The sequence below is a fragment of the Pseudarthrobacter chlorophenolicus A6 genome, from assembly GCF_000022025.1.
GTDB classification, from domain to species: Bacteria; Actinomycetota; Actinomycetes; order Actinomycetales; family Micrococcaceae; genus Arthrobacter; species Arthrobacter chlorophenolicus.
Genome location: NC_011886.1, coordinates 2,805,662 through 2,828,954, shown reverse-complemented (window position 1 = coordinate 2,828,954; position 23,293 = coordinate 2,805,662). Strand labels below are relative to the sequence as shown.

The following is a 23,293-nucleotide window of genomic DNA, read 5'->3' as shown; positions in this document are numbered from 1 at the left end:
GGCAGCACACAACCTCATGGGCAAGAATGGTTGTATGGCAAACATTTTTGGTGCTCCCCGGACAGGTGGCCCCAACGGCCTTGACCAAGGCAGGGCCGTCCCCACCGGCGACACCGTGGGTTCCTACACCTCCTACCTGGATGCCCAAAAGGCGGTGGACTACCTCGCCGACCAGCAGTTCCCGGTGCAGATGGTGTCCATCGTGGGCAACGAACTGAAGATGGTGGAACGGGTCACCGGGCGCCTCAGCTACCCCCGTGTTGCCCTGTCCGGAGCCCTCAGCGGTATGTGGTTCGGCCTGTTCGTGGGCGTAATGCTTTCCTTCTTCGCGCCCTCGCCGGGGTACTTCTCCATCCTCACGTCCGTATTGATGGGCGCCGCGTTCTTCATGCTGTTCGGCATAGTTACCTACGCAATGCAGCGCGGAAAGCGGGACTTCACGTCCACCAGCCAGGTGGTGGCCACCAGTTATGACGTGATCGTGGCACCGGAGGCGGCGCAGGAGGCCCGCCGCCTGCTGCAGCAGCTTCCCATGACCCGCTCGGACGCCGCCGGCGGCAACGGCCACCAGCCGCGGCACGGCTACCAGAACCAGCCGTACAACCAGCCGAACCAGCAGTACAACCAGCCGAACAGCCAACAGGGTCCGGCACGTCCCACAGGCTGGAACGACCCCTACGGCCAGCAGGGACATTCGCAGGACTCCGGCTACCCCGCGCATGGACAGCAGGGCCAGCCCCAGCCGCCGCATCAGGACGCGCAGCAGCACCAGGGGCAGCAGTACGACGGCGGCCAGCACCAGCAGCCCGCGGCCGCACCGGCCCGCGCGGTCCGGTACCCCGACCTCCCTGACGGGCGGCCGCAGTACGGAGTCAGGCTTCCGCAAGGCCAGGACGGCGGAGCGCCGCAGCCCGGAGCACCCGCGCAGCCCGAGGCCGGCCCGCAGCATCACGGTGAGGCACCCGCCGGCGAAGGTCAGGACGCCGGTAACGCAGAGCGGCCCGCGGACCCGCGCCACTAGGCACAGCAGCAAAAAGCGGTGCCGCCGGAGGAATCCGGCGGCACCGCTTTTTTGTGCCTGCTTTGTGGCTGCTCAGCCTGGCGTCAGCCCTGGGGCGCCTGCCTGGATCCGTCCGCCTCACGGTAGATGCCGGCCATCCACGTCTCCACGTCCTCCGGCGTGCGGGGCAACGCAGCACTGAGGTTGACCGGCCCGTTGGCGGTCATCAGGATGTCGTCCTCAATGCGGACACCGATGCCGCGGTATTCCTCGGGGATGGCCAGGTCCTCTTCCTTGAAGTAGAGGCCCGGTTCGATGGTGAAGACCATGCCCTCGGCCAGGACGCCGTCGAGGTACAGCTCCCGCTTGGCCTGGGCGCAGTCGTGGACGTCGAGGCCGAGGTGGTGGCTTGTGCCGTGCGGCATCCACCGCCGGTGCTGCTGGCCGTCGGGGCTGATGGCCTCCTCCACGCTGACGGGAAGAAGTCCCCATTCGGCGAGGCGTTCCGCCAGTACGGTGGTGGCGGCGGTGTGGATGTCGCGGAACTTCGTACCCGGCTGCGCTGCCGCGAATCCGGCGTCGGCTGCGTCCAGGACCGCCTGGTACACCTTGCGCTGGACATCGCTGAACGTGCCACCGGCAGGCAGGGTGCGGGTGATGTCTGCGGTGTACAGGGAGTCGGCCTCGACGCCGGCGTCCAGGAGCAGGAGCTCGCCGGCATGGATCTTGCCGGTATTGCGCGTCCAGTGCAGCACGGTGGCGTTGTTGCCGGACGCCGCGATCGTGTCGTAGCCCAGCTCGTTGCCCACCTCGCGGGCGCGGGCGAAGAAAGCGCCCTCCACTACCCGTTCGCCGCGGGCATGGGTCAGGGCACGGGGCAGGACCTTGACCACTTCTTCGAAGCCTTCCACCGTGGCGGCCACGGCGAGCTCCATCTGCCCGATCTCCCACTCGTCCTTGATCAGCCGAAGCTCGGAGAGGGCTTCGCTGAGCTTCTCGTCCAGGGCATCGAGGACGCCCATGTCGAGGTTTTCGGGATCCTTGGCGGTGTTGTACCGGGCCGTGTCCACCAGGGCGTCGATGTTTTCGTCCACCTTGCGGACCAGGCGGATGGAGATGCCGCCGATCTCCGGCGCACCCACATTCTTGGTGATCGCCGTTTCCAGCTGGTCGATGTGGCCGGTGGCCAGGCCGAGGCGGGCTTCGAATTCGGCCAGGGTGGGTCGGGCGCCAATCCAGAATTCGCCGGAGCGGGAGTCGGCGTAGAACTGTTCCGTATCCCTGCCGGCCAGCGGACGGAAGTAGAGTGTGGCGCGGTGGTTGCCGCCGTCGTCGCCCTTTCCTTCATCAACCGGCTCAAGCACCAGGACGGCGTCCGGCTCGTGGTCCAGGCCCAGGCCCGTCAGGTGGGCAAAGCCGGAATGCGGCCGGAACCGGTAATCGCAGTCGTTGGAGCGGACCTTGGGCGGACCGGCCGGAAGGACCAGGCGTTCACCTTTGAACAGGGCGGAGATGGCCTTGCGCCGGGTCGCGGCGTGGCCTGCAACGTCGTCGCGGCCGGGAAGTTCCTGGCTGGACGGCGCCCAGTTACTGGCCATGAAGGCCTTGAAGGCGTCGGAACTGGGCCGCTGCGAGCGGTTGTTGACGCGCTCCTCCAGCGGCTGGTTAGCAGAGGTGGGGGTGTTTTCGGCATCGTTCACGGGACCATCGTCTCACCAGCGTCCCGCCTGCGCGAACAGCCTCCGGTGCCGGAGCCGCAGGGTCAACTAGTCTGTACAGGTGAGGATCGACCTGCATGCCCACTCCAATGTCTCCGACGGCACGGAGAAACCCGCCGACGTCATGGCCTCCGCCGCCCGCGCGGGCCTGGACGTGGTGGCGCTGACCGACCATGACTCCACGGACGGGTGGGCGGAAGCATCTGCCGCCGCGATCGAGGTGGGGGTGGCACTGGTCCCCGGCATGGAGGTGTCCTGCCGGACCGCGGAGGGCATCAGCGTCCACCTGCTCAGCTACCTGCATGACCCTTCGCATCCCGGGCTCCTTGAGGAAATTACCAAGGCCAAGGAGGCCCGCCATACCCGCGCGGAGCGGATGGTCACGCTGCTGGCCGAGGATTATCCCCTCACGTGGGACGACGTCATCCATCATGTGGCGCCGGGGGCAACGCTGGGCCGCCCGCACATCGCCGACGCCCTGGTTGCGGCAGGCGTCGTCGAGGACCGTTCGGAGGCCTTCGCCTCCATCCTGACCTCCCGTTCCCGCTACTTCATCCCGCACTACGCACCCAACCCGGCGGTCGCCGTCGAGCTGGTCTGCGCTGCCGGCGGTGTTCCCGTGTTCGCCCACCCGGTGGCGTCGTCCCGGGGCAGGATTGTGGGGGAGCGGGTCTACCGCGAAATGATCGATGCGGGTTTGGCGGGGCTGGAGGTCGATCACCGCGACAACCCTGAGGAAGGCCGCAGCTTCCTGCGCCGCCTGGCCACGGAGAACAACCTGCTGGTCACCGGGTCCTCGGACTACCACGGCACGGGCAAGCCGAACCTGCTCGGCGAAAACCTGACCGCACCGGAGGTTCTGGCGCGGATCGAGGAACTGGGCACCGGAACCGGCGTCGTCCGTTCCTGATCCCTGCGCGCCTTCCCAACTGGGTAGCAGCAGATGTCGTTTTGGAGGCTCAAAACGACATCTGCTGCGACCTAGTTGGGTGGGAAGGACGTAAAGGTTGCGTGCGCACCCAGCCGCCTGGCCATGATGTCCACGGCCGGCTGGTTCTGGTCCACGCACACGAACTTGCGGCCCAGCTTGGCAGCCACCGCACCGAGGGTTCCGGAGCCGGCGAAGAAGTCCAGGCACCAGTCACCGGGCCTGCTGGACGCTGAGACGACACGGCGGACCAGACCCTCAGGTTTCTGCGTGGGGTACCCCGTCTTTTCCTTGCCGGTGGGGGAAACAATGGTGTGCCACCAGACGTCGGTGGGCAGCTTCCCCAGCTCGCGCTTGGCCGGAGTAACAAGGCCCGGTGCCATGTACGGCTCCCGGTCCACTTCGGCGTTGTCGAAGTGGTACTTGGACGGATTCTTGACGTACACGAGGATGTTGTCGTGCTTGGTGGGCCAGCGGTTCCTGGCCCGGGCGCCGTAGTCGTAGGCCCAAATGATCTCGTTCAGGAAGCATTCGCGGCCGAAGATGGCATCCAGCATCACCTTGGCATAATGCACCTCGCGGTAATCCAGGTGCAGGTACAGCGTGCCGTCGTCGGCCAGCAGCCGCCAGGCTTCCACCAGGCGCGGCTCCAGGAAGGACCAGTAGTCGCTGAAAGCGTCGTCGTAGCGGTGCAGGGCGCCCTTGATGGTGTCATAGGAGCGGCCCTTGAAGCCCACACGGTCACCGCTGCCGCCGGCGTTGGCAACCATGCGGGTTTCCTGCCGGCTCTGCGCCCGGCCCGTGTTGAAGGGCGGGTCAACGTAGATCAGCGTGAAGGCGCCGTCCGGCAGCGTGGGGAGGTACTGCGCGTTGTCCGCGTGCACCACCAGGCTGCCGCCGTCCGGCGCCCAAACAGTGTTCGTCATTCGGTCAGGTCAGCCCTCGGTGCTGCCGGACTGGGTGCCCTTGTCTGCACCGGCCACTACCTCACCGTTGCGGCGGCGGGTGCGCGTACGGGGGCGGCGGGTCCGCGATGACTTTTCGGCGTCGGACGCGGCTGCTGCTTCCGGGCCGGCCGCCGGGGCTGACGTGGTTTCGGCAGCATCAGGGGAAGTACGACGACGGCGCTCACCTGAGCGGCCCGCCTCGCTGCTGCGTCCGTCGCGTCCGCCGGAACGGCTCCGGCCGCGGCCTTCACGGTCCCGGCCATCGTTTCCGCGGCTTTCCCGGCTGTTCTTCTTGCCGGTTTCGCCCAGGTCCTCGAGGACCTCGGCGTCGACGCCCGCGAGGGTGCGCTTGTTCCGGGGCAGGCGGCCCTTGGTTCCCTCGGGGATGTCCAGCTCTTCGTAGAGGTGCGGGGAAGAGGAATACGTCTCCACCGGCTCCGGGACGTTCAGGCCAAGCGCCTTGTTGATCAGGGCCCAGCGGGGAACGTCGTCCCAGTCAACGAACGTGACGGCAGTGCCCTTGTTGCCCGCACGGCCGGTGCGTCCCACGCGGTGCAGGTAGATCTTCTCGTCCTCGACGCACTGGTAGTTGATGACGTGCGTGACGTCATCAACGTCGATGCCGCGGGCAGCAACATCCGTTGCCACCAGGACGTCCACCTTGTTGTTGCGGAAGGCGCGCAGGGCCTGCTCGCGGGCACCCTGGCCCAGGTCGCCGTGGATGGCAGCGGCGGCGAAGCCCCGGTCCACCAGTTCCTCGGCCACCTTGGCAGCGGTGCGCTTGGTCTTGGTGAAGATAATGGTCCGGCCGCGGCCGCGGGCCTGCAGGATGCGGGCAACCACCTCGGTCTTGTCCATGCTGTGCGCACGGTAGATGAGCTGCCGGATGTCCCGCTTGGTCAGGCCCTCGTCATCGGGGTCCGCGGCGCGGATGTGGGTGGGCTGGGTCATGTACCGGCGTGCCATGGCGATGACCGGGCCGGGCATGGTGGCGGAGAAGAGGAGCGTCTGGCGGACGGCGGGGGTGCCGGCGATGATGGTTTCCACATCCGGCAGGAAGCCAAGATCCAGCATCTCGTCGGCTTCGTCCAGCACCACGATGCGGACGTTCTTCAGGCTCAGGTGCTTCTGCCGGTACAGGTCAATGAGGCGGCCGGGGGTGCCCACCACAACCTCCACGCCGTTCTTCAGCGCTTCCACCTGGGGCTCGTAGGCGCGGCCGCCGTAGATGGTGGCGATGCGGGCGTTCCGTTTGGTCGAGGCTGCCTGCAGGTCGCTGGCCACCTGCACGGCCAGTTCACGGGTGGGAACAATGACCAGTGCCTGCGGGGCGCCGGGGACTGCCAGCTTGTCGTAGCCGGCGTCATCCCGGCCAACGACCCGCTGCAGGGCGGGGATGCCGAAGCCGAGGGTCTTGCCGGTTCCGGTCTTGGCCTGGCCAATGATGTCGTGGCCGGACAGTGCCACCGGCAGCGTCATGGCCTGGATGGGGAAGGGGTGGGTGATGCCGGCGTCGGAGAGGGAGTCCACGATGTCCTGGCGGACGTTGTAGTCAGCGAAGGACTTTTCCGCGATTTCGTGCGGTTTCTCATCCGAGATGATGGTCTCTTCGGGCTCGATGGTCTCGGTGCCGGTGGTGTCCGTCAAGAGCTGGTGGGTATGCAATTCACTCACAGGGAGTTTCCTTATTCATTTGGGCAATCGCGCAGCGTGCTCAACGGGCCGGCCGCTGGGGCTGATCCGGAGCACGAACAAAGCGCGCAAGCAATTCCAGTGGAAGCCGATCGCGGGCTATCTAACGCTGGCACTGGCGACCAGCGGGCAAATCTCAAGATCGCGTAGGGGCGGGCTTGTTGGTTTCAGTTCAAGGAAATCAACGACCGGGCATCCATTTCTACACGTTCAGTCTAGCCGCATCAGCCCGGAATCCCTGTTTCCGCGCCGTGTGGAAGCCGGGACCGGACGGCCCGGGCTCACTGAACCAGTTCGAAGTGCACTTCACGGGTAGCGATATCCGACGACACCAGGCGGACCCGGACCTTGGTACCCGACTCCAGCTCACCGGCGCAGCGGGCAGTCACGGCAGGGTCGGCGATCTGGATGATTCCGGAGGACCCGTTGCCGTTCCCGTTTTTCCCGTTACCGTTCTTACCGTTTCCGTTGCTTCCGTTGCCGTTCTCTTTCTGCGGCTTCGACCCCGAAATCACGATCGCGTCGAACTCCTGGCCGATGTGGTTGACCAGCAGGGCGGCCTCCACCGTATCCAGGGCCATGCGCTCCATCCGGGATGCCAGCTGGTCCGAGCCCGCCATGATCTCCGGGAGGGTGGGAAGCGCATCCCGCACCCAGCCGGGGACGGTGCCCCCGTTGCTCAGCGCCTCGCAGGTCACCAGCACAAAGCGGTCCACCAGGCGTCGCAGCGGCGCGGTGGTGTGGGCATAGGCGTCGCCGATGGCCGCCTGAATTGCGGCCTCGGGAACAGTGCCGTCAAAGGCGGTATACCCAGCGCCGCGGAAGAGCATTCCGGCCGAATGCATGATGGCCAGTTGCCGGGGGTCCGTGGGGTCAAGGGTCCGCAGGTATTCGCCGTATCCCACCTCGCCGTCCCAGGGTTTGCCCAGCGCCTCCGTCTGAAGCCGAAAATGGTGCAGGGAACGCTCGTCCGGTGGCGGCATGGTGCGCAGGATCCCCACCTTGGCGTCGAGCATGATCTTCGCGGCGGCCATTCCTGTCATCAGGGAAATCTGCGCGTTCCAGTCCTCAACCGGCAGCTGGGGAGCAGCCGCAATGCGGTAGCCGCCATCGGGCAGCTGGACGATTTCCTGGTCCGGCATGTTCAGGCTGGCGCCGTTCCGGGCGCGTTCCAGGCGGACACGCTTGAGCCCCACTTCCTTCAGCAGACCCAGCAGGGGAGAGGCAGTACCGGCGTCCAGGTCAGCCTGTGCACCCTTGTAGCTGAGTTTTGCACGGCTTCGGACACGGGCCCGGCGGACACCGACGGACGTCACCCCGGCGTCGCCGTCAAGCCGGAAGTCCCACACGAAGGCCGAGCAGTCCTGGTCCGGCAGGAGGCTGCCGGCGCCCTCGCTGATGATTTCCGGGTGCAGCGGAATGCGCCCGTCCGGGGCGTAGAAGGTCTGGCCCCGGCGCCGGGTTTCGGCATCAAGGGGTCCGCCGGGCGCCACGAACGCCGGGACATCGGCGATGGCGTACAGGACGTGGTACCCGCCGTCGTCGTCCGTTTCGATGAAGAGGGCCTGGTCCAGGTCCGTGGACGACGCCGGATCAATGGTGACAAAGTCCACCGCGGTCAGGTCGTAGGCCGGCAGGCAAAGCGCGTCCACTGCAGCCTCGGCGTCCCTGACCGCGTCTCCGGGGTAGGGGCCCGGAAGTTCCAGCTCAGTCCGCAGCGCCGCCAAGGCCTCTTCCAGGGCATTGGTGCGCTCATGGACGTTGGGAGCCAGCCGATGATGTGACCGAAAATCAGCCTAACCCCAAGTCATTCGATTACGCAGGGAATCGGTGCGGGACGCGGTCCTGACGTGTTGCGGGAGGCTGCCGCACGCTCAGGAAACCGCGGTGCCGAGCGCGGAACGAAGCGAGGCAGCTGCGGCGGCGGGATCGGCGGCGTCGGTGATCGCGCGGACCACAACGATCCTTGACGCGCCGGCCGCCACCACCTGGTCCACGTTGGAGTGGTCGATCCCGCCGATCGCGAACCACGGCACATCACTGGGCGCCTTCGCGGCCGCATACTTCACCAGGTCGAGGCCGACGGCGGCCCGGCCGGGCTTGGTGGGGGTGGCCCACAGCGGGCCCACGCAGAAGTAGTCGAGGCCGGCGGGTCCTGCGGCGTCGGCCAGGGCGGCGTCCACCTGCTCCGGCGTGTGGCTGGACAGGCCGATGGCGGCGTTGCCGTTGAGCAGTGTCCTTGCGGCCTGCACCGGCAGGTCCTTTTGGCCCACATGGAATACCGGGGCCCCGGAAAGGACCGCAATGTCCGCCCGGTCGTTGACGGCCCACAGCCTCCCGTGCCGCTGGGCTGCTTCCTTGAGGGCGGCCAGGAGGTCCAGCTCCTCGGCCGCCTCGATGGCCTTGTCCCGCAGCTGGATGATGTCCACGCCACCTTCGAACGCCGCGTCCACGAATTCGGCGAAGTCGCCCCGCGCGCTGCGCGCATCGGTGCAGAGGTAAAGGCGTGCGGATTTGAGTGCACCGTTGCCGGCCCCGGTGGTGAAGGCATCGGTGCCGGGCGCTGCGGCGGGGGCAGGGGAGTGGGACACATTCATGGCTGCAAGCCTAGTTCCTCTACACTTGCCTCGTACTGCGGGAGCCCGCGGCAGCTGTCACAAAGCGCCGGGCTGAGAGGGCGTCAGAGCCGACCGCTTGACCTGATCCGGTTAATGCCGGCGTAGGGAAGGAGACACCATGGGCATTCCCGAAAGCCCTCCGGGCGCCATCGCAGGGCCCGGCATTGGCCAGGCAATATCAGCCGACGTAGCAGTAATCGGCGCGGGCGTCATTGGCCACGGCATCGCCTGGGAGGCCAGGCGCTCAGGCCGGTCCGTAGTGCTGATCGATGATGCACCGGGATCCGGAGCCAGCTGGGCAGCGGCAGGCATGCTGGCCCCCGTCAGCGAGCTGCATTACCAGGAGGAAGAGCTCCTGGCCCTCATGCTGGATGCATCGGAGCGCTGGCCGCAGTTCGCGGCGGACCTCGCCGGCGCCTCAGGCCGCGGTTGCGGGTACCTGACGACGCCGACCCTCACCATTGGCGCCGACGCCGCGGACCGGCAGGCACTGATGGACCTGCGCGGCGTGCAGCAGGCGAACAAACTCGCTGTGGAGCCGCTCACGGTCCGGGAGGCCCGGCGCCGGGAACCGCTGCTCAGCCCAGGCATCGCCTGCGCACTGGATACCCCGGCGGACCACCAGGTGGATCCCCGACGACTCGTGGAGTGCTTCCGGGCTGCCTTGGCCAATCACCTGCCGGCCGGCAGCAGCGTTCCCGGCCCTGCGGTTGCCGGCACTGCCGTCACCGGAGCCGTGGACGGCTTCGCCGTGGCAGACCGCGCGTCGGCACTGGAGTGGGCGGGTGGCGCCGTGGCCGGTGTCCGGCTTTCGGGAGGCGGACTGGTCCTCGCCGGCGAAACGGTGGTGGCCAACGGTATGGCAGCGGGCTCCCTCGGCAACCTGCCGGAGGGACTCCGGTTACCGTTGCGCCCCGTGCACGGCGACATCCTGCGGCTGGCGGTCCCCCAACACCTGCAGCCTCTGCTGACGTCCACCGTCCGCGGGCTGGTCCGCGGCGTGCCCGTCTACCTGGTTCCACGCGGGGACGGAACCGTGGTCATCGGAGCCACCCAACGGGAGGACGCACTGGCGGGAGCCGGAGCCACGTCCAGTGCTGTGCCGGCCGGTGCGGCACCTGCCAGTCCGGTGTCCGCGGGCGGCGTATACCAGCTGCTCCGCGACGCCCAGGCACTGGTGCCCGCGGTTGCAGAGCTGGAGCTGCTCGAATGCACCGCGCGGGCCCGCCCGGCCACCCCGGACAATGCCCCGCTGCTGGGCAGGGTGCCCGTGGACGGGGGAGACGGCGGTTCATCGCATATCCCCGGACTCATCGTGGCCACAGGATTCTTCCGCCACGGGGTCCTCCTCACCCCGGCCGCGGCCGCCGTCTGCCGCGACCTAATGGACGGAAAGGCAGACCCCCGGTGGCAGCCTTTCAGTCCGGACCGCTTTTCAGGCCGGATCCAGGCACCCAGCTTCAACATCAAGGAGACAGCATGAACATCACCCTGAACGGGGCACCCCGCACCGTGGCGGACGGTGCGTCCATCACGGCATTGGTCAGCGAAGTGACCGGGCGCGCGCTCGCGGCCGACGGCCAGGCTACCGACGGACGAAGGCTGGGCGTGGCCGTAGCGCACAATTCCGCAGTGGTGCCCCGCAGCCAGTGGCACGGCACCGCGCTCGCCGACGGAGACGACGTTGAACTTGTCACCGCAGTACAGGGAGGCTGACACCATGACCGAAGCGGGCACCGTTTCCGAACCGGCCACCATTACCTCCGCGGCGCCCACCGGGCCTGGCGCCCTCGTCATCGACGGCGTCGCACTGGAGTCAAGGCTCATCATGGGGACGGGGGGCGCGCCCAGCCTGGATGGTTTGGGTGCCGCGCTGGTGGCCTCCGGAACATCCCTCACCACGGTGGCCATGCGGCGCTACTCGCCCGCAGAATCCGGCTCCCTGTTCCAACTGCTGGTGGACCACGGGATCCGGGTCCTGCCCAACACGGCCGGCTGCTTCACTGCCAGGGACGCCGTCCTGACCGCCGAACTGGCCCGGGAAGCGCTGGAGACCGACTGGGTGAAGCTCGAGGTCATCGCAGACGAACACACGCTCCTGCCGGATGCCGTTGAACTGGTGGACGCCACTGAACAGCTGGTCAACCGCGGCTTCAAAGTCTTTGCCTACACCAATGACGACCCCGTCCTGGCCCTCCGGCTGGAAAACCTCGGCGCCACCGCAGTGATGCCATTGGGATCTCCGATCGGTACGGGGCTGGGGATACTGAACCCGCACAACATCGAACTGATCGTTTCCCGCGCCAACGTGCCCGTGGTCCTGGACGCGGGGATCGGCACCGCATCTGACGCAGCGCTGGCCATGGAACTCGGGTGCGACGCTGTCCTGCTGGCCACGGCGGTGACCCGTGCCCAGAACCCGGCGCTGATGGGTGAGGCGTTTAAGCACGCCGTCATCGCCGGGCGGCTGGCGAAGGAGGCGGGGCGCATTCCCCGCCGCGAGCACGCGCTGGCATCGTCCGCCATGGAGGGCCGGGCCGAGTTCCTTTAGCCAGTGATGCTTCAGGGACTGCGGCTCTTGGGGGACTGCCCGCTTAAACGGCAGTGGCCGCCACCGTTGAAGGTGGCGGCCACATCCGTCTCCGGGGGCTAACGCCTCAGGATGGCGGTCAGCCGATGGGTATCGTTCCTTGTCCGGTTGCGGCCAAGAACTAGCACCGCCCCAACGGATGCCGCCGCGCCCAGCACGATGGGCAGCACCCAGGGAATCCACGTCCTCCCTGGAAGGTAACCGAACCCGGCCGCCATCAGGATGATCCAGCTCAGTGCGCCCACCCCTGCGGCCACGCCGGCCGGAAGGCCGGCGCCATACTTGGCATGACGCTTGTCATTGGCCCAGACAATGAAGCCGGCTGCGACAGTGGCCAGCACAACAATGATCAGGGAAAGCATGGGTCTCCTCCGGGAAGCGGGGCTGTTCCGGCCGGTGCTAGAACTGGCCGAATCCTACGCGCCGGACTTCTTCGGCGCCGATTTCCACGTAGCCCAGGGCGTTGCCGGGAACAATGATCAGGCGCCCCTTGTCATCGGTTAGGCGCAGTTCGCTGCCGCCCTTGATGGCTTCTCCCACAACCTTGGCCACGGTTTCCGCATCCTGGTTTGATTCCAGGACGATCTCGCGGCCAACGTTCTGCACGCCGATCTTAATTTCCACAGGGGCCTCCCAGCCGGTCAGGTTCTTTGATGATGGTCTATTTGTAGTCTAGGACTCTTTGGGGAAGCGAGAGATTCCGCGCCAAGCTAAACGGTAGATCAGGTCGCTGGCCACATCGAGGTCCAGGTTGCCGTCCGTTTCCAGCCAGTACCGGGCACTGACCTGAGCCATCCCCGCAAGGCCGCGGCCCAGCAATTCCGCTTCGAGGTGGGGCAGCTTGGTGTCCCCGGCAATCACCCGAGCAATGGCATCGGCAAAGGTCCGGTTGAAAGTTTCCAGGCGGGAACTGACGTCGGGATCGTTGACGAGATCGGACTCGAAGACCAGCCGGTGGGCCTGGTCGTCGCTGGCAATGAAACGGAAGTACGCCCGCATGACCGCCTGGACGCGTTCCTTATTGTCTGTGGTGGAGTTCAGCGCCCCCAGCATGAGCTCGGTCAGGGACGCTAGGTGGCTGTCCAGAAGGGCCAGGTACAGCTCGCGTTTGGACGGAAAGTGCTGGTACAGGACCGGCTTGCTCACATGGGCGGTCTCAGCGATCTCGTCCATGGCGGCCCCGTGGTAACCGTTCGCCACGAAGACTTCCTGCGCTGCGGAAAGAAGCTGGGCCCGCCGTTCATCGCGGGGCAGCCGGGCCGACCGTTGTCCTGCCGGTCGCGAGGAATTTTGCGGTTCGGCTGCCGGCGGGCGGTCAGCCCGTGCTTCATGGACCACAGTTGTCCTTCTTTCCATTGCAGTTACCCCCTACTTTACTGCGGGGTAATATGACCCGGCGGTACCCCGGGGCATACATTGAAGTATGGCTTCGACGTTCACCGCAAATGTTTCAGCAGTTTCCCTTGATCCCTTGGTGGAACCTGCCGCGGAACTCACCTCTGAAGAGGTGGAACGGTATTCCCGGCACCTCATCATTCCGGAGATCGGATCGGAAGGGCAGCGGCGGCTCAAGAACGCGAAAGTACTGGTCATTGGCGCCGGCGGACTGGGATCGCCCGCGTTGCTGTACCTCGCCGCCGCAGGCGTTGGAACCTTGGGGATCATCGACGACGACGCCGTGGACCTGAGCAACCTTCAGCGCCAGGTCATCCACGGCGTGTCAGATGTGGGCCGGCCGAAGATCGAATCGGCGCGGGACGCAATCGCTGCCCTGAATCCACTCGTGGACGTCCGTTTGCACCGGGTCCGGCTGGACGCTTCCAACGCGCTGGAACTGTTCGCCGATTACGACCTCATCCTGGACGGCGCAGACAATTTCGCCACCCGCTACCTGGTCAATGATGCCGCTGCGATCCTGGGAAAGCCTTACGTCTGGGGCTCAATCTTCCGGTTCGACGGCCAGGTCAGCGTCTTCTGGGAAAAGCACGGACCCACCTACCGCGACCTCTACCCTGAGGCGCCCCCCGCTGGCTCTGTTCCCTCCTGCGGTGAGGGCGGCGTCTTCGGCATGCTGTGCGCGGCCGTGGGATCGCTGATGGTGACTGAGGCAGTGAAGCTCATTACCGGCGTCGGCCGTTCCCTGCTGGGGCGGGTGGCGCTGTACGACGCCCTGGGCGGCAGCTGGCGTGAGATCCGTGTGTCTAAGGACCCGGCCGCGTCACCCATCACCGAACTGACTGACTACGAGGCGTTCTGCGGTATAGCGCCCCAGGCGCCTGCGGACACCGAACACACTGTCACCGCTGCCCAGCTCGCCACCATGCTGGCGTCCCGGAAAGCCGGCCTGAAGGACTTCGACCTGGTGGACGTCCGCGAGCCGGGTGAGTTTGAGATCGTCCGGATCGACGGTGCCGTACTGATTCCGCAGGGAAGGATCCTGGCGGGAGATGCCTGGGCAGAGATGCCGCAGGACCGGGACATTGTGTTCCTGTGCAAGGCGGGCACCCGCTCGGCGAATGTCCTGGCCGCGGCGCAGAAGGCAGGGTACCGGCGCGTGAGCCACCTCGACGGGGGCATTCTTTCCTGGGTGCGTGAGGTGGAGCCGCAAAAGCCCGTCTACTGATCCGTTGCCCTATCAGATATGGCTCCTAAACCAGTGGTTTAGGAGCCATATCTGATAGGGCAAGTGGCGGTGGGTCAGGCGCTTTCGAGGCCCTTGTGGTCCACGGGGCATTCCGCCTGGCCGGCTGCCGGGGCCGCTGTTCCGGGTTGTTCCACGGTGATGCCGTAGAGCGCTTCGAGGGCCGCCACGTAGTCGTCCTGCTGCCCGTTTGCGGCGAGCTCGCGGGCGCGGACCGTGGGAACGTGCAGCAGCTGCTTGACCATCCGGCGCAGGGCAAACTCCACTTCCTCGGCCGCTGCAGTGCAGCCGTGCCGGGCACGGACCTTTTCCATTTCGGCGTCCAGGACGTCCATGGTGTGCCGGCGGAGGGCCACGATGGCCGAGTCCACGGACCGGGCTTCGCGTTCCTGCTCGAAAGCCTTGGCGGCGCCCTTGACGATGCCGCTGGCCTGCGCCAGGGATTCGGCCTGCTCCTGCGGAGCCGCGAGGCGGACGGATTCGAGCGTCAGCAGTTCCACGCCATTCAGTTCGCCCACGGCGGGATCGAAGTCGTGGGTGAGGGCAAGGTCAATGGCGATCAGCGGCTGGGCGGAGCCGGCGCGCACCTGCGCCAGTTCGTCAGCTTCCACGCGGGTATCGGAACCGCTGCAGCCGATCATGACATCCGCCGCGGCCACGGCCGGGCGGAGCGAGTCGGCATCCAGGGCGGTGCCGCCCCGGGTTGCGACGAATCCTTCGGCGCGGCCGGACGAGGAGAAGACCGACACGTCGGTGCAGCCGCGTTCACGCAGCAACGCCATGGTGGCGCCGGCGTACGCACCGGTTCCAAAAACGACAACCTTCTTCGCAGACCAGTCAGGGTTTTCGGAGAGGTCTGTTGCGAGGTCCAGGGCCACGGACACGATGGACAGGCCCCGCGAACCAAGTGCGGTCTGGGCGCCTACATCCTTGGCGGTCTTGGAAGCGGCCTGGAAAAGCCGGACCAGCCCGGAGCTGGCAGTGCCTTCATGCTGGGCGGTGATCAGGGCGCGCCGCACCTGGCCGGCGATTTCGCGCTCGCCCACGACGGCGGAATCCAGTCCCGCGCTCACGGCGAAGAGGTGCCGGGTCACTTCGGGGCCGGTCCGGGTGCTGAAGGAGCGGGACACGAGTGGTTCGGCGAGCCCGCTCTGTGCACTGATCTGGGCCACGAGGGCAGCGCGGGCGGCCTCGACGTCGTCCGTGTTCGGCGCCTCGCCGTAAATTTCGTACCTGTTGCAGGTTGCCAGGACCACGGCGCCGGACACTGCCGGCGAACCGGACAGGACGGAAGCGGCAATCCCGGAGGAACCGTTGCTCAACTGAGCAACGGTCTCAAGATCGATGTCGGCGTGTGTAGCCACCAATGAAAAAAGAACCACAGCAGACCTATCATAGCTTTTTCGCAGCTCCGTAGAACAATGGCTGAGCCGAAGAGGGCCTGTGACGGGCTGTGATTCCTGCCACCGGGCGGCGGCGGCGCCTGTCCGTGACAGCCTGTCGTTATCTTTTGCGCCTGATTTTGGGCACAATCGAAGGCATGACTCCTAGCCCCGCCGTCTCCGCTGCCGGCACACTCGCCGCAGACCATCCGCTCATGGATGGCCGCACCGCAGACTCCCCGCTGATCACGGCTTACCGGGGCGGCAAGCCGTCCCGCCGCCCCGTCTGGTTCATGCGGCAAGCCGGGCGTTCGCTGCCGGAATACCTGAAGGTCCGCGAAGGCATCGCCATGCTGGACTCCTGCCTCCGGCCCGAACTGGCCTCGGAGATCACCCTTCAGCCCGTCCGCCGGCACGACGTGGACGCGGGCATCTTCTTCTCTGACATTGTGATCCCCCTCAAACTGGCCGGCGTGGGCGTGGACATTGTCCCCGGCGTCGGCCCCGTACTGGACAAGCCCGTCCGTACCGCAGTGGACGTGGCCGCCCTCCCGAAGCTGACTTGGGAAGCCCTGGAACCCATCCGGGAAGCCGTCCGGCTTACCGTTGCCGAACTGGGCAAAACGCCGCTGATCGGTTTCGCCGGCGCCCCGTTCACCCTGGCCGCCTACATGGTGGAAGGCAAGCCCTCACGCGACCATCTGGGCCCGCGCACCATGATGCACGCCGATCCGGAAACCTGGAACGCCCTGGCCAACTGGGCTGCCGACGCTTCCGGGCTCTTCCTGCGCGCCCAGCTCGAAGCAGGCGCGTCCGCGGGCCAGCTCTTCGATTCCTGGGCAGGCTCGCTGGGCCTTGCTGACTACCAGCGGTTCGTAGCGTCGGCGTCGTCCCGTGCCCTTGACCACGTCCGCCACCTTGGGGCGCCGCTGATCCACTTCGGAACCGGCACCTCGGAACTCCTCGTTGCCATGCGCGACGTCGGGGTGGACGTTGTGGGCGTGGACTACCGCCTGCCGCTCGACGAAGCCAACCGCCGGTTGGGCGGCTCCGTACCGCTGCAGGGGAACATTGACCCCGCCCTCCTGTCGGCTCCGTGGGACGTCCTCGAAGCGCACGTCCGCGAAGTTATTGCCGCAGGGGCCGGGGCTCCAGGCCACGTCCTCAACCTCGGCCACGGCGTCCCGCCGGAAACCGACCCGGACGTCCTGACCCGCGTGGTTAAGCTCATCCACTCCATCTCCCCGGAGTAGCCGCGTGGACAGCTCACCGGCAGCAACCAGCCAGGCGCTGGTGGTGGGCGGGGGAATATCCGGCCTGCTCTCCGCCAGGGAACTTGCCGCAGCCGGCTACCAGGTGACGGTGCTTGAGGAAAGCGGCGCCTGGGGCGGCTGCGTCGGCAGCCATACTGTCGCCGGGATCAGCCTGGACAGCGGAGCGGAATCGTTCGCCACCCGGTCCGACGCCGTTGCATCCCTCGCCGCCGAACTCGCCCTGGACGCCAACATCGTGCAGCCCCGGCCGGGCGGCGCCTGGGTTCAGCTGCCCGAAGGCCCCCGCGAGCTCCCCAAGACCGGGGTCCTGGGGATTCCGGCCAATCCGTGGGACCCGGAAGTCCGGCGCTCCCTGGGCCTGCTCGGTGCGCTCCGGGCCTCAGCGGACCGCTTCCTGCCGGCGTCAGTAGGTGCCGGCGCGGACGTGACCAGCGTGGCTGCGCTGGTCCGCGCGCGGATGGGCAAGCGCGTCCTGGAACGGCTGGTGGCTCCCGTGGTGGGGGGCGTGCACTCGGCGGACCCCGGGATGCTCGACGTCGACATGGTGGCGCCCGGCCTCCGTGCCGGACTGCGCCGGGAGGGTTCGCTCGCTGCCGCGGTTTCCGCGCAGCGCCGTGGCAAGGCCGGCGCCCCCGCAAAAGCCGGCTCCGCCGTCGCCGGACTCAAGGGCGGGATGCATACGCTGACCGACGCGCTGGTGGCGGACCTCGCCGCCAGGGGAGTGCAGCTCCTGACCGGCACTCACGCCGACTCCGCGGACCGGACGTCCGGGGGATGGCGGGTAACCGCCGGAGAAACAACCTACAACGCAACCGTCCTGGTGGTGGCCACCGACGGGCCCGCCGCCGTCGACCTCCTGGCGCCGTCCGTGCCGGGAATCGCAGGTAAGAAGCCCGGCGCGGGCCCGGACGTGAAGCTGGTGACCCTGGTCATTGGCAAAGCGGCGCTTGATAGTCGCCCGCGCGGAACCGGCGTCCTGGTGGCGCCGCAAACGCCGGGCATCGGTGCGAAGGCGTTGACGCACGCCACCGGCAAATGGGAATGGCTGCGGGAAGCTGCCGGGCCGGGCCGGCACGTGGTGCGGCTGTCCTACGGGCGGGCCGACGGCGACGGCGCGCCAGAGAAGCAGCGCCGTCCGGAGACCGATGAGGAACTGCTTGCAGCCGCCCTGCGCGACGCTTCGGCACTGCTGGAAGTTCCCATCCAGCGCAGCGACGTCGTGGACTGGGACGTGGTCCGCTGGCGCGGCTCGCTGCCGTTTGCGGCGGTGGGGCACCGTGCCCGGGTAGCGTCCATCCGCGAAGCCTGCTCTGCCACCGGCGCCCTGGCCGTGGTGGGCGGCTGGGTGGCCGGAAACGGTCTTGCAGCCGTGGTGTCCGACACCCGGACACAGCTCCGAAACCTGCTGTCCTGACCATCGCCGCTGGTCAAGCGGGTAGCCGCAGTCCCGGGGCCAGGCCGCGCATATGGCGGCGGCGGTTGCAAACTTCCCTTTCCCGGCCGGCTTTGGTTAGGGTCGATGACCATGGTTCAACACAGGTCCGAGCTTTCAATGTCCCGGACCGGTATCCATGGGGGAATCCGACGCAGCGCAGCAGCAGCGGCAGTCGGAGCGGTACTGGTTCTCACCACCGGCGTGCAGGCGTCCCAGGCAGACCAGGGGACTCTTGACCCCGGCGACAGCAGAGCGTCGGCCACGCTTGACGCGGGTTTCCTGCCCGTGGGGGTGTCCCTTACTGCCGGCCCCGGGGCAGCCAGGGTATCCGGCGAATCCCATGAAACAGCAGCCGCCAAGGACACCCGACGGCGGACTCCAGCTTCCGCGGGAATCCCGGTGCCGGCGTCGCTGGTTCCGGCAGTGCAGGCGTCCCTGACGGCCGCGGCGACGGCCACTGTTGCCCCCACGGCCACGGCCACCGCTACCGTTGCCCCCACGTCCACCGCCGGCTCACTGACCGCGCCGGCCGTGACCCTTCCTCCGGTTCCGCTTCCGGACCTGCCCCTTCCGCTGCCGTCAGGCACCCCCACTACCTCCGCGGCAACCGACCCGGCACCTGCCGCCACCATTCCGGCCGCACCGGAAACCCGCCAATCCCCAGCCGTCCCCGAACAGGCGGCCCGGCAGGGTGCGGTCGTTCCCCTGGCGCAGGCACCGCAGGTTCCCGCACCCGCTGCTGCGCCGGCAGTTGCCCAGCCCTCGTCCACGGAAGGCGCAGCCCCACTGGCCGAAGCTGTTCCCGGCAGCAACGCTGCCGCCGGTGGCGCTTGGGATACTGCCGGATCGGCGGGCGTGGACCGTCTGGTGTCCGCTGCCAAGGGTCCCGAGCGGGTCGCGGATACCCGCGTGCCACGGGCCGCGACATTGCCCGGCAGTGCCGCTGCCAGTAGCACTGTGCGCAGCACCGGCACACTCACTCCGGTGCAGTCAGAAATGCAGACCGCCGTGGTGTGGCTGGGCATTGGCCTGGTAGCGGTGGGTGGCGCCGCAGGACTCGTTTACCTGCGTCTTCGCAAGCCCTGACCGCCAGTCATCCGGCGCCGGACGATGCGGCGTCTGTGACATTAAGCACTTCTACAGGTTGTAGAACTCTCCGGTTTCGACTTGGGGGTAGCGAAGGGGCAAACTTGTAACCATGAGCCACACTTCTGCCGAATCTGTCACTAAAACCGAAGAATCAGCCGAGCAGTTCTTCACCCTCTGGACGGTCTTCAAGCGGTCCGGGCAGGTTGCCCGCAGCGCCGATGCTGCAGCTGACTTCGAGACGCTGCTGGAACGGCTCGCGGCCGCCGGCGTCACGCACCGCGGCAGTTACGACGTCTCGGCCATGCGCGCCGACGCGGACGTCATGGTGTGGCTCCACGGCCCCAAGCCGGAGGCCCTGCAGCAGGCCATCCGCGACATCCGCCGCAGCGACCTGTTCGCAGGTACGGAGATTGTCTGGTCCGCCATGGGTGTCCACCGCGAGGCAGAGTTTGCGAAGAACCACACCCCGGCGTACTCACGCGGCGTCGCCCCGGCCGAATGGCTATGCGTCTACCCGTTCGTCCGCTCTTACGAGTGGTACATCCTGCCCGACGCCGAACGGGGCAAGATGCTCCGTGACCACGGGCTGCTGGGCCGGGACTTCCCCCAGGTCATCTCCAACACCGTTTCCTCCTTCGCCCTCGGCGACTGGGAGTGGATCCTTGGTCTGGAGGCTCCCGAACTGGTTGACCTCGTCGACCTTATGCGCCACCTCCGCGCCACCGAGGCGCGGAACCATGTCCGTGAAGAGATCCCGTTCTATACCGGACGCCGGGTCTCCGCCGAAGAAGTAGCAGAGGTACTCGCATGAGCCCGCTCGACCCCCAGACCACCGCCGTCAACCCGGTCACCGAAGCCGGACGCATGGCTCCCAAGAACTACGACGCTGTACTCCTCGCCTCCTTCGGCGGGCCCGAGGGCCAGGACGACGTCATCCCGTTCCTCCGCAACGTCACCCGCGGCCGCGGCATCCCCGACGAACGGCTCGAGGAAGTTTCGCACCACTACCGCGCCAACGGCGGCATCAGCCCCATCAACCAGCAGAACCGCGAGCTGAAAGCTGCGCTCGAGGCTGAGCTCGCTGCCCGCGGCATCGAACTGCCCGTGCTGTGGGGCAACCGCAACTGGGCGCCGTACATCCCGGAGACGCTGCAGGACGCGTACGACGCCGGGCACCGCCGCCTGCTGATGGTCACCACCAGTGCCTACTCCTGTTACTCCAGCTGCCGCCAGTACCGCGAGGACATCGGCATGGCCCTGACGGAAACCGGCCTTGACGGCCGCCTCGAAGTGGACAAGGTCCGCCAGTACTTCGACCACCCCGGTTTCGTGGAGCCGTTCATTGAGGGCACCGCTGCAGGTCTCGCCGAGGTCCGTGCAAAGCTGACCGAGGCCGGGACCCCCGACGCTCCGGTCCAGATCCTGTTTGCAACGCACTCCATCCCCACCCGGGACGCCGAGGCCGCAGGCCGGTCGGAGGGTGAACCGCGTGAATTCGAGGACGGCTCCGCCTACGTGGCGCAGCACCTTGCCACGGCCGCTGCTGTGATGGAGCGCGTGACGGAAGAATCCGGACTTACCGCGGACTGGTCCCTGGTGTACCAGTCGCGGTCCGGTGCCCCGCATGTGCCGTGGCTCGAACCGGACATCAACGACGCCATCGAGGAACTCGCAGGCAAGGGAACCAAGGGAATCGTCATCGTCCCGCTCGGCTTCGTCAGCGACCACATGGAGGTGGTCTGGGACCTGGACACGGAGGCCCTGGAAACCTGTGCCAACCTTGGGTTGGCTGCTACCCGGGTCCCCACTCCGGGCACGCACCGGAAGTTCGTCAACGGGTTGGTGGACCTGATCTCCGAACGCACGCTGGCCAACAACATCAGCGACCGCCCGGCGCTGACCGGCCTTGGACCCTGGTACGACGTGTGCCGGCCCGGCTGCTGCGCAAACTTCCGTGGCGAGAAGCCGACCATCGCAGGGGCAGACACCACCGTCGGCACCGGGCACGACCCGTATCCCGCTGCCGGATCCGCAACCTCGTCCGGCCAGTCCGGGGAAGCAGCGCAGCTGTGACTGTCCGCATCGGTACCAGGGCCAGCAAGCTTGCCCTGACCCAGACGCAGCAGACCGCGGACCAGCTTGCCGCCGTCGGAGGCTTCCCCGTGGAGCTCGTCCACATCCGGACCGACGGCGACGTCCTCACCGGACCGCTTTCGCAGATGGGTGGCACGGGCGTCTTCGTGGCTGCCCTGCGCGATGCCCTGCTGCGGAACGAATGCGACGTTGCCGTGCACTCACTGAAGGATTTGCCCACGGGTGCCGCCGTTGGCCTCAGCCTCGCGGCGACGCCCAAGCGCGTGGACGTCCGCGACGTATTGTGCGCACGGGACGGGCTCAAGCTCGCGGATCTTCCCGCAGGCGCCAAGGTGGGAACGGGTTCGCCGCGGCGCGCGGCACAGTTGCGGGCTGCGCGCGCAGACCTGGAGATCGTGGATATCCGCGGCAACGTGGACACCCGTTTGGGCCGCGTGCCGGGACTGCCGGGCAACGCCACCAACGAAGTTGTTCCCGGGAAATCCTGCGACCTTGATGCCGTGGTGCTGGCCGCCGCAGGTCTCGAACGGATCAGCAGGCTGGATGCAGTCAGCGAATACCTTGAGCCCGACGTGATGCTCCCGGCCGCAGGCCAGGGGTCGCTGGCCATCGAGTCCCGGACCGCCGACGCGCCCCGCAAACCCGGATCAACAGAGGGATCCCAGGAAGTGCTGGCGCAGGCCCTGGCCGCCCTCGACGACCCCGACACCCGCCTGGCCGTCACCGCCGAACGCGCCCTGCTGGCCAGGCTCGAAGCCGGCTGCGCGGCTCCCGTCGGTGCCTACGCGTACCGCAAGGGCAGCATGCTGCACCTGGAAGCCGTGGTGTGTGCCGTGGACGGGAAAGCCTCCGTCCGGGACAAACGCGCCACGGATGGGCTCACGGAAGTGGGCGCCACACTGCTGGGCATCGAACTGGCCGAAGTCCTCCTCGCCGGCGGCGCCGCCGACATCGCCGACCTGCAGGCCTCCTGACCAGGCCATGACGATGCCTTCCAGCGCACCCGGCAAGGACGGACCCCTCAGCGGAACCCGGGTCCTGGTGACCCGCAGCCCGGAACGGTCCGCGGCGCTTGTCCAGGCGCTGGCCGGGGCAGGAGCCACGCCGGTCCTGCTGCCGCTGATCGACTTCGAACGCGCACCGGACCAGCACGCCCTGGATGTCGCCTGCGACGCCCTGGCGGCGGGTGCCTTCGACTGGCTGGTGGTCAGCAGCGCCACCACTGTCCACGTCCTGATGGAAAAGGCAGCGGAACGCGGGCTGGAACTGGCCCGCTTGGTTCCACCGGCCACCCGGATCGGCGCGATCGGCCCCGCCACCCGCAGAATCCTGGAATCCCATGGCCTGGCAGTGGAACTGACGCCGGCCGGGGAACAGTCGGCCGCCGGCCTCCTGGAAGCCTGGACCGGAGGTGGCAGGGTCCTGCTGCCCCAGGCCGACATTGCCGCCGCCACGCTGGCCGACGGACTTCGAAAAGGCAGCGACGTCACCGCCGTAACGTTCTACCGCACGGTCGACTTCCCGGCGGCAGCGGATCGTAGGCTCGCCATGCAGCCTGAAGACGGCGGCGCAGGCCAGGCGACGGCGTCGTACACGCTGCTCACGCCCGAAGCCGCAGCGGCTGAAATCGCCGGCGGGAGAATCTCCGCCGTGGTGGCGGCATCGCCGAGCGCAGTGCGCCGCATTGCCTCCCTGTCGCCGTTGGGCGGTTGCCGGCTCGTGGCCATCGGACGTTCGACGGCGGACCAGGCAGCCGCGCTGGACCTGCCCGTGGCCGCGGTGGCGGACGAACCCACACCGGACGGGCTGGTGGCCGCCGTCGTGAAGGCCCTTACCCCGCCCTGACCGGGCACACACCCGGCCGCAGCAGCACCCACGCAACAAC

Annotated in this window: 22 protein-coding genes and 1 riboswitch; of the genes, 13 read left to right on the top strand and 9 right to left on the bottom strand. The window is 67.6% G+C overall.

Features of this window, described 5'->3' with window-relative positions; genetic code table 11:
• Nucleotides 1-34: 34 nt before the first annotated feature.
• Nucleotides 35-1,021, top strand: a complete 987-nt coding sequence (locus ACHL_RS12680) for a general stress protein (RefSeq protein WP_015937686.1) — start codon at nucleotides 35-37, stop codon at nucleotides 1,019-1,021.
• Between the two features lie 83 nt (nucleotides 1,022-1,104).
• Here ACHL_RS12680 and ACHL_RS12675 read toward each other — a convergent pair whose 3' ends face one another.
• Nucleotides 1,105-2,700 carry an aminopeptidase P family protein gene (locus ACHL_RS12675; protein WP_015937685.1) on the bottom strand — a complete coding sequence of 532 codons (1,596 nt, stop codon included), beginning with the start codon at nucleotides 2,698-2,700 and terminating at the stop codon, nucleotides 1,105-1,107.
• Between the two features lie 79 nt (nucleotides 2,701-2,779).
• Between ACHL_RS12675 and ACHL_RS12670 the strand changes: the two genes are divergently transcribed.
• Complete coding sequence (locus tag ACHL_RS12670) at nucleotides 2,780-3,628, top strand: PHP domain-containing protein (RefSeq protein WP_015937684.1); 849 nt, start codon at nucleotides 2,780-2,782, stop codon at nucleotides 3,626-3,628.
• Between the two features lie 71 nt (nucleotides 3,629-3,699).
• Here ACHL_RS12670 and ACHL_RS12665 read toward each other — a convergent pair whose 3' ends face one another.
• The 4 genes from ACHL_RS12665 to thiE form a co-directional block, all read right to left on the bottom strand.
• A complete protein-coding gene (locus tag ACHL_RS12665; protein WP_015937683.1) occupies nucleotides 3,700-4,572 on the bottom strand; it encodes a DNA-methyltransferase in 873 nt (290 codons plus the stop codon).
• 9 nt (nucleotides 4,573-4,581) lie between these two features.
• Nucleotides 4,582-6,267, bottom strand: a complete 1,686-nt coding sequence (locus tag ACHL_RS12660; protein ID WP_015937682.1) for a DEAD/DEAH box helicase — start codon at nucleotides 6,265-6,267, stop codon at nucleotides 4,582-4,584.
• A gap of 299 nt (nucleotides 6,268-6,566) precedes the next feature.
• The gene (locus ACHL_RS12655) at nucleotides 6,567-8,012 is read right to left on the bottom strand and encodes an RNB domain-containing ribonuclease (protein ID WP_015937681.1); all 1,446 of its coding nucleotides are present in this window, start codon (nucleotides 8,010-8,012) and stop codon (nucleotides 6,567-6,569) included.
• Between the two features lie 147 nt (nucleotides 8,013-8,159).
• Nucleotides 8,160-8,882 (bottom strand): thiamine phosphate synthase, encoded by a 723-nt coding sequence (gene thiE / locus ACHL_RS12650; RefSeq protein WP_015937680.1) that lies wholly within the window; start codon nucleotides 8,880-8,882, stop codon nucleotides 8,160-8,162.
• 27 nt (nucleotides 8,883-8,909) lie between these two features.
• Nucleotides 8,910-9,028: riboswitch (TPP riboswitch) on the top strand.
• On the opposite strand from thiE, the gene ACHL_RS12645 reads away from it, so the two are divergent.
• The 3 genes from ACHL_RS12645 to ACHL_RS12635 all read left to right on the top strand — a co-directional run bounded on the left by ACHL_RS12645 (nucleotide 9,022) and on the right by ACHL_RS12635 (nucleotide 11,454).
• A complete protein-coding gene (locus tag ACHL_RS12645) occupies nucleotides 9,022-10,386 on the top strand; it encodes an FAD-dependent oxidoreductase (RefSeq protein ID WP_015937679.1) in 1,365 nt (454 codons plus the stop codon). (Overlaps the previous riboswitch by 7 nt.)
• Nucleotides 10,383-10,619: a sulfur carrier protein ThiS gene (thiS, locus tag ACHL_RS12640; RefSeq protein WP_015937678.1), complete on the top strand. Its 237-nt coding sequence runs from the start codon at nucleotides 10,383-10,385 to the stop codon at nucleotides 10,617-10,619. Before ACHL_RS12645 ends, thiS begins: the two co-directional genes overlap by 4 nt.
• 4 nt (nucleotides 10,620-10,623) lie before the next feature.
• Entirely contained in the window at nucleotides 10,624-11,454 is an 831-nt protein-coding gene (locus ACHL_RS12635; protein WP_015937677.1) for a thiazole synthase, read from the top strand.
• 98 nt (nucleotides 11,455-11,552) lie between these two features.
• Here ACHL_RS12635 and ACHL_RS12630 read toward each other — a convergent pair whose 3' ends face one another.
• The 3 genes from ACHL_RS12630 to ACHL_RS12620 are packed head-to-tail and all read right to left on the bottom strand — an operon-like array spanning nucleotide 11,553 to nucleotide 12,831.
• Nucleotides 11,553-11,855 carry a hypothetical protein gene (locus ACHL_RS12630; protein WP_015937676.1) on the bottom strand — a complete coding sequence of 101 codons (303 nt, stop codon included), beginning with the start codon at nucleotides 11,853-11,855 and terminating at the stop codon, nucleotides 11,553-11,555.
• 37 nt (nucleotides 11,856-11,892) lie between these two features.
• Nucleotides 11,893-12,117 carry a DUF3107 domain-containing protein gene (locus tag ACHL_RS12625; RefSeq protein WP_015937675.1) on the bottom strand — a complete coding sequence of 75 codons (225 nt, stop codon included), beginning with the start codon at nucleotides 12,115-12,117 and terminating at the stop codon, nucleotides 11,893-11,895.
• A gap of 48 nt (nucleotides 12,118-12,165) precedes the next feature.
• Nucleotides 12,166-12,831, bottom strand: coding sequence for a TetR/AcrR family transcriptional regulator (locus tag ACHL_RS12620; RefSeq protein ID WP_015937674.1), 666 nt, complete (start codon nucleotides 12,829-12,831; stop codon nucleotides 12,166-12,168).
• 85 nt (nucleotides 12,832-12,916) lie between these two features.
• On the opposite strand from ACHL_RS12620, the gene moeB reads away from it, so the two are divergent.
• Complete coding sequence (moeB, locus tag ACHL_RS12615) at nucleotides 12,917-14,116, top strand: molybdopterin-synthase adenylyltransferase MoeB (protein WP_015937673.1); 1,200 nt, start codon at nucleotides 12,917-12,919, stop codon at nucleotides 14,114-14,116.
• A gap of 74 nt (nucleotides 14,117-14,190) precedes the next feature.
• Here the strand turns inward: moeB and ACHL_RS12610 are convergent, their stop codons facing one another.
• Nucleotides 14,191-15,516 (bottom strand): glutamyl-tRNA reductase, encoded by a 1,326-nt coding sequence (locus ACHL_RS12610; protein ID WP_015937672.1) that lies wholly within the window; start codon nucleotides 15,514-15,516, stop codon nucleotides 14,191-14,193.
• 158 nt (nucleotides 15,517-15,674) lie between these two features.
• On the opposite strand from ACHL_RS12610, the gene hemE reads away from it, so the two are divergent.
• The 7 genes from hemE (at nucleotide 15,675) to ACHL_RS12575 (ending at nucleotide 23,253) form a co-directional block, all read left to right on the top strand.
• A complete protein-coding gene (gene hemE / locus ACHL_RS12605) occupies nucleotides 15,675-16,769 on the top strand; it encodes a uroporphyrinogen decarboxylase (RefSeq protein ID WP_043794039.1) in 1,095 nt (364 codons plus the stop codon).
• Between the two features lie 4 nt (nucleotides 16,770-16,773).
• Nucleotides 16,774-18,204 carry a protoporphyrinogen oxidase gene (gene hemG / locus ACHL_RS12600; RefSeq protein WP_015937670.1) on the top strand — a complete coding sequence of 477 codons (1,431 nt, stop codon included), beginning with the start codon at nucleotides 16,774-16,776 and terminating at the stop codon, nucleotides 18,202-18,204.
• Between the two features lie 138 nt (nucleotides 18,205-18,342).
• Nucleotides 18,343-19,311, top strand: a complete 969-nt coding sequence (locus tag ACHL_RS12595) for a hypothetical protein (protein WP_015937669.1) — start codon at nucleotides 18,343-18,345, stop codon at nucleotides 19,309-19,311.
• A gap of 112 nt (nucleotides 19,312-19,423) precedes the next feature.
• Entirely contained in the window at nucleotides 19,424-20,125 is a 702-nt protein-coding gene (hemQ, locus tag ACHL_RS12590; RefSeq protein WP_015937668.1) for a hydrogen peroxide-dependent heme synthase, read from the top strand.
• Entirely contained in the window at nucleotides 20,122-21,387 is a 1,266-nt protein-coding gene (locus tag ACHL_RS12585) for a ferrochelatase (RefSeq protein ID WP_015937667.1), read from the top strand. Before hemQ ends, ACHL_RS12585 begins: the two co-directional genes overlap by 4 nt.
• Nucleotides 21,384-22,382 (top strand): hydroxymethylbilane synthase, encoded by a 999-nt coding sequence (gene hemC / locus ACHL_RS12580; protein WP_015937666.1) that lies wholly within the window; start codon nucleotides 21,384-21,386, stop codon nucleotides 22,380-22,382. Before ACHL_RS12585 ends, hemC begins: the two co-directional genes overlap by 4 nt.
• Nucleotides 22,383-22,395: 13 nt before the next feature.
• A complete protein-coding gene (locus ACHL_RS12575; RefSeq protein WP_015937665.1) occupies nucleotides 22,396-23,253 on the top strand; it encodes a uroporphyrinogen-III synthase in 858 nt (285 codons plus the stop codon).
• The last annotated feature ends 40 nt before the right edge of the window (nucleotides 23,254-23,293 follow it).

Bases quoted from the DNA above. Each gene is read 5' to 3' on its own strand.
- thiS (WP_015937678.1), top strand. From the start codon at position 10,383: ATGAACATCACCCTGAACGGGGCACCCCGCACCGTGGCGGACGGTGCG.
- ACHL_RS12630 (WP_015937676.1), bottom strand. From the start codon at position 11,855: ATGCTTTCCCTGATCATTGTTGTGCTGGCCACTGTCGCAGCCGGCTTC.
- thiE (WP_015937680.1), bottom strand. From the start codon at position 8,882: ATGAATGTGTCCCACTCCCCTGCCCCCGCCGCAGCGCCCGGCACCGAT.
- hemQ (WP_015937668.1), top strand. From the start codon at position 19,424: ATGAGCCACACTTCTGCCGAATCTGTCACTAAAACCGAAGAATCAGCC.
- ACHL_RS12680 (WP_015937686.1), top strand. From the start codon at position 35: ATGGCAAACATTTTTGGTGCTCCCCGGACAGGTGGCCCCAACGGCCTT.
- ACHL_RS12575 (WP_015937665.1), top strand. From the start codon at position 22,396: ATGCCTTCCAGCGCACCCGGCAAGGACGGACCCCTCAGCGGAACCCGG.
- moeB (WP_015937673.1), top strand. From the start codon at position 12,917: ATGGCTTCGACGTTCACCGCAAATGTTTCAGCAGTTTCCCTTGATCCC.
- ACHL_RS12585 (WP_015937667.1), top strand. From the start codon at position 20,122: ATGAGCCCGCTCGACCCCCAGACCACCGCCGTCAACCCGGTCACCGAA.
- ACHL_RS12595 (WP_015937669.1), top strand. From the start codon at position 18,343: ATGTCCCGGACCGGTATCCATGGGGGAATCCGACGCAGCGCAGCAGCA.
- ACHL_RS12665 (WP_015937683.1), bottom strand. From the start codon at position 4,572: ATGACGAACACTGTTTGGGCGCCGGACGGCGGCAGCCTGGTGGTGCAC.
- hemE (WP_043794039.1), top strand. From the start codon at position 15,675: ATGACTCCTAGCCCCGCCGTCTCCGCTGCCGGCACACTCGCCGCAGAC.
- ACHL_RS12635 (WP_015937677.1), top strand. From the start codon at position 10,624: ATGACCGAAGCGGGCACCGTTTCCGAACCGGCCACCATTACCTCCGCG.
- ACHL_RS12645 (WP_015937679.1), top strand. From the start codon at position 9,022: ATGGGCATTCCCGAAAGCCCTCCGGGCGCCATCGCAGGGCCCGGCATT.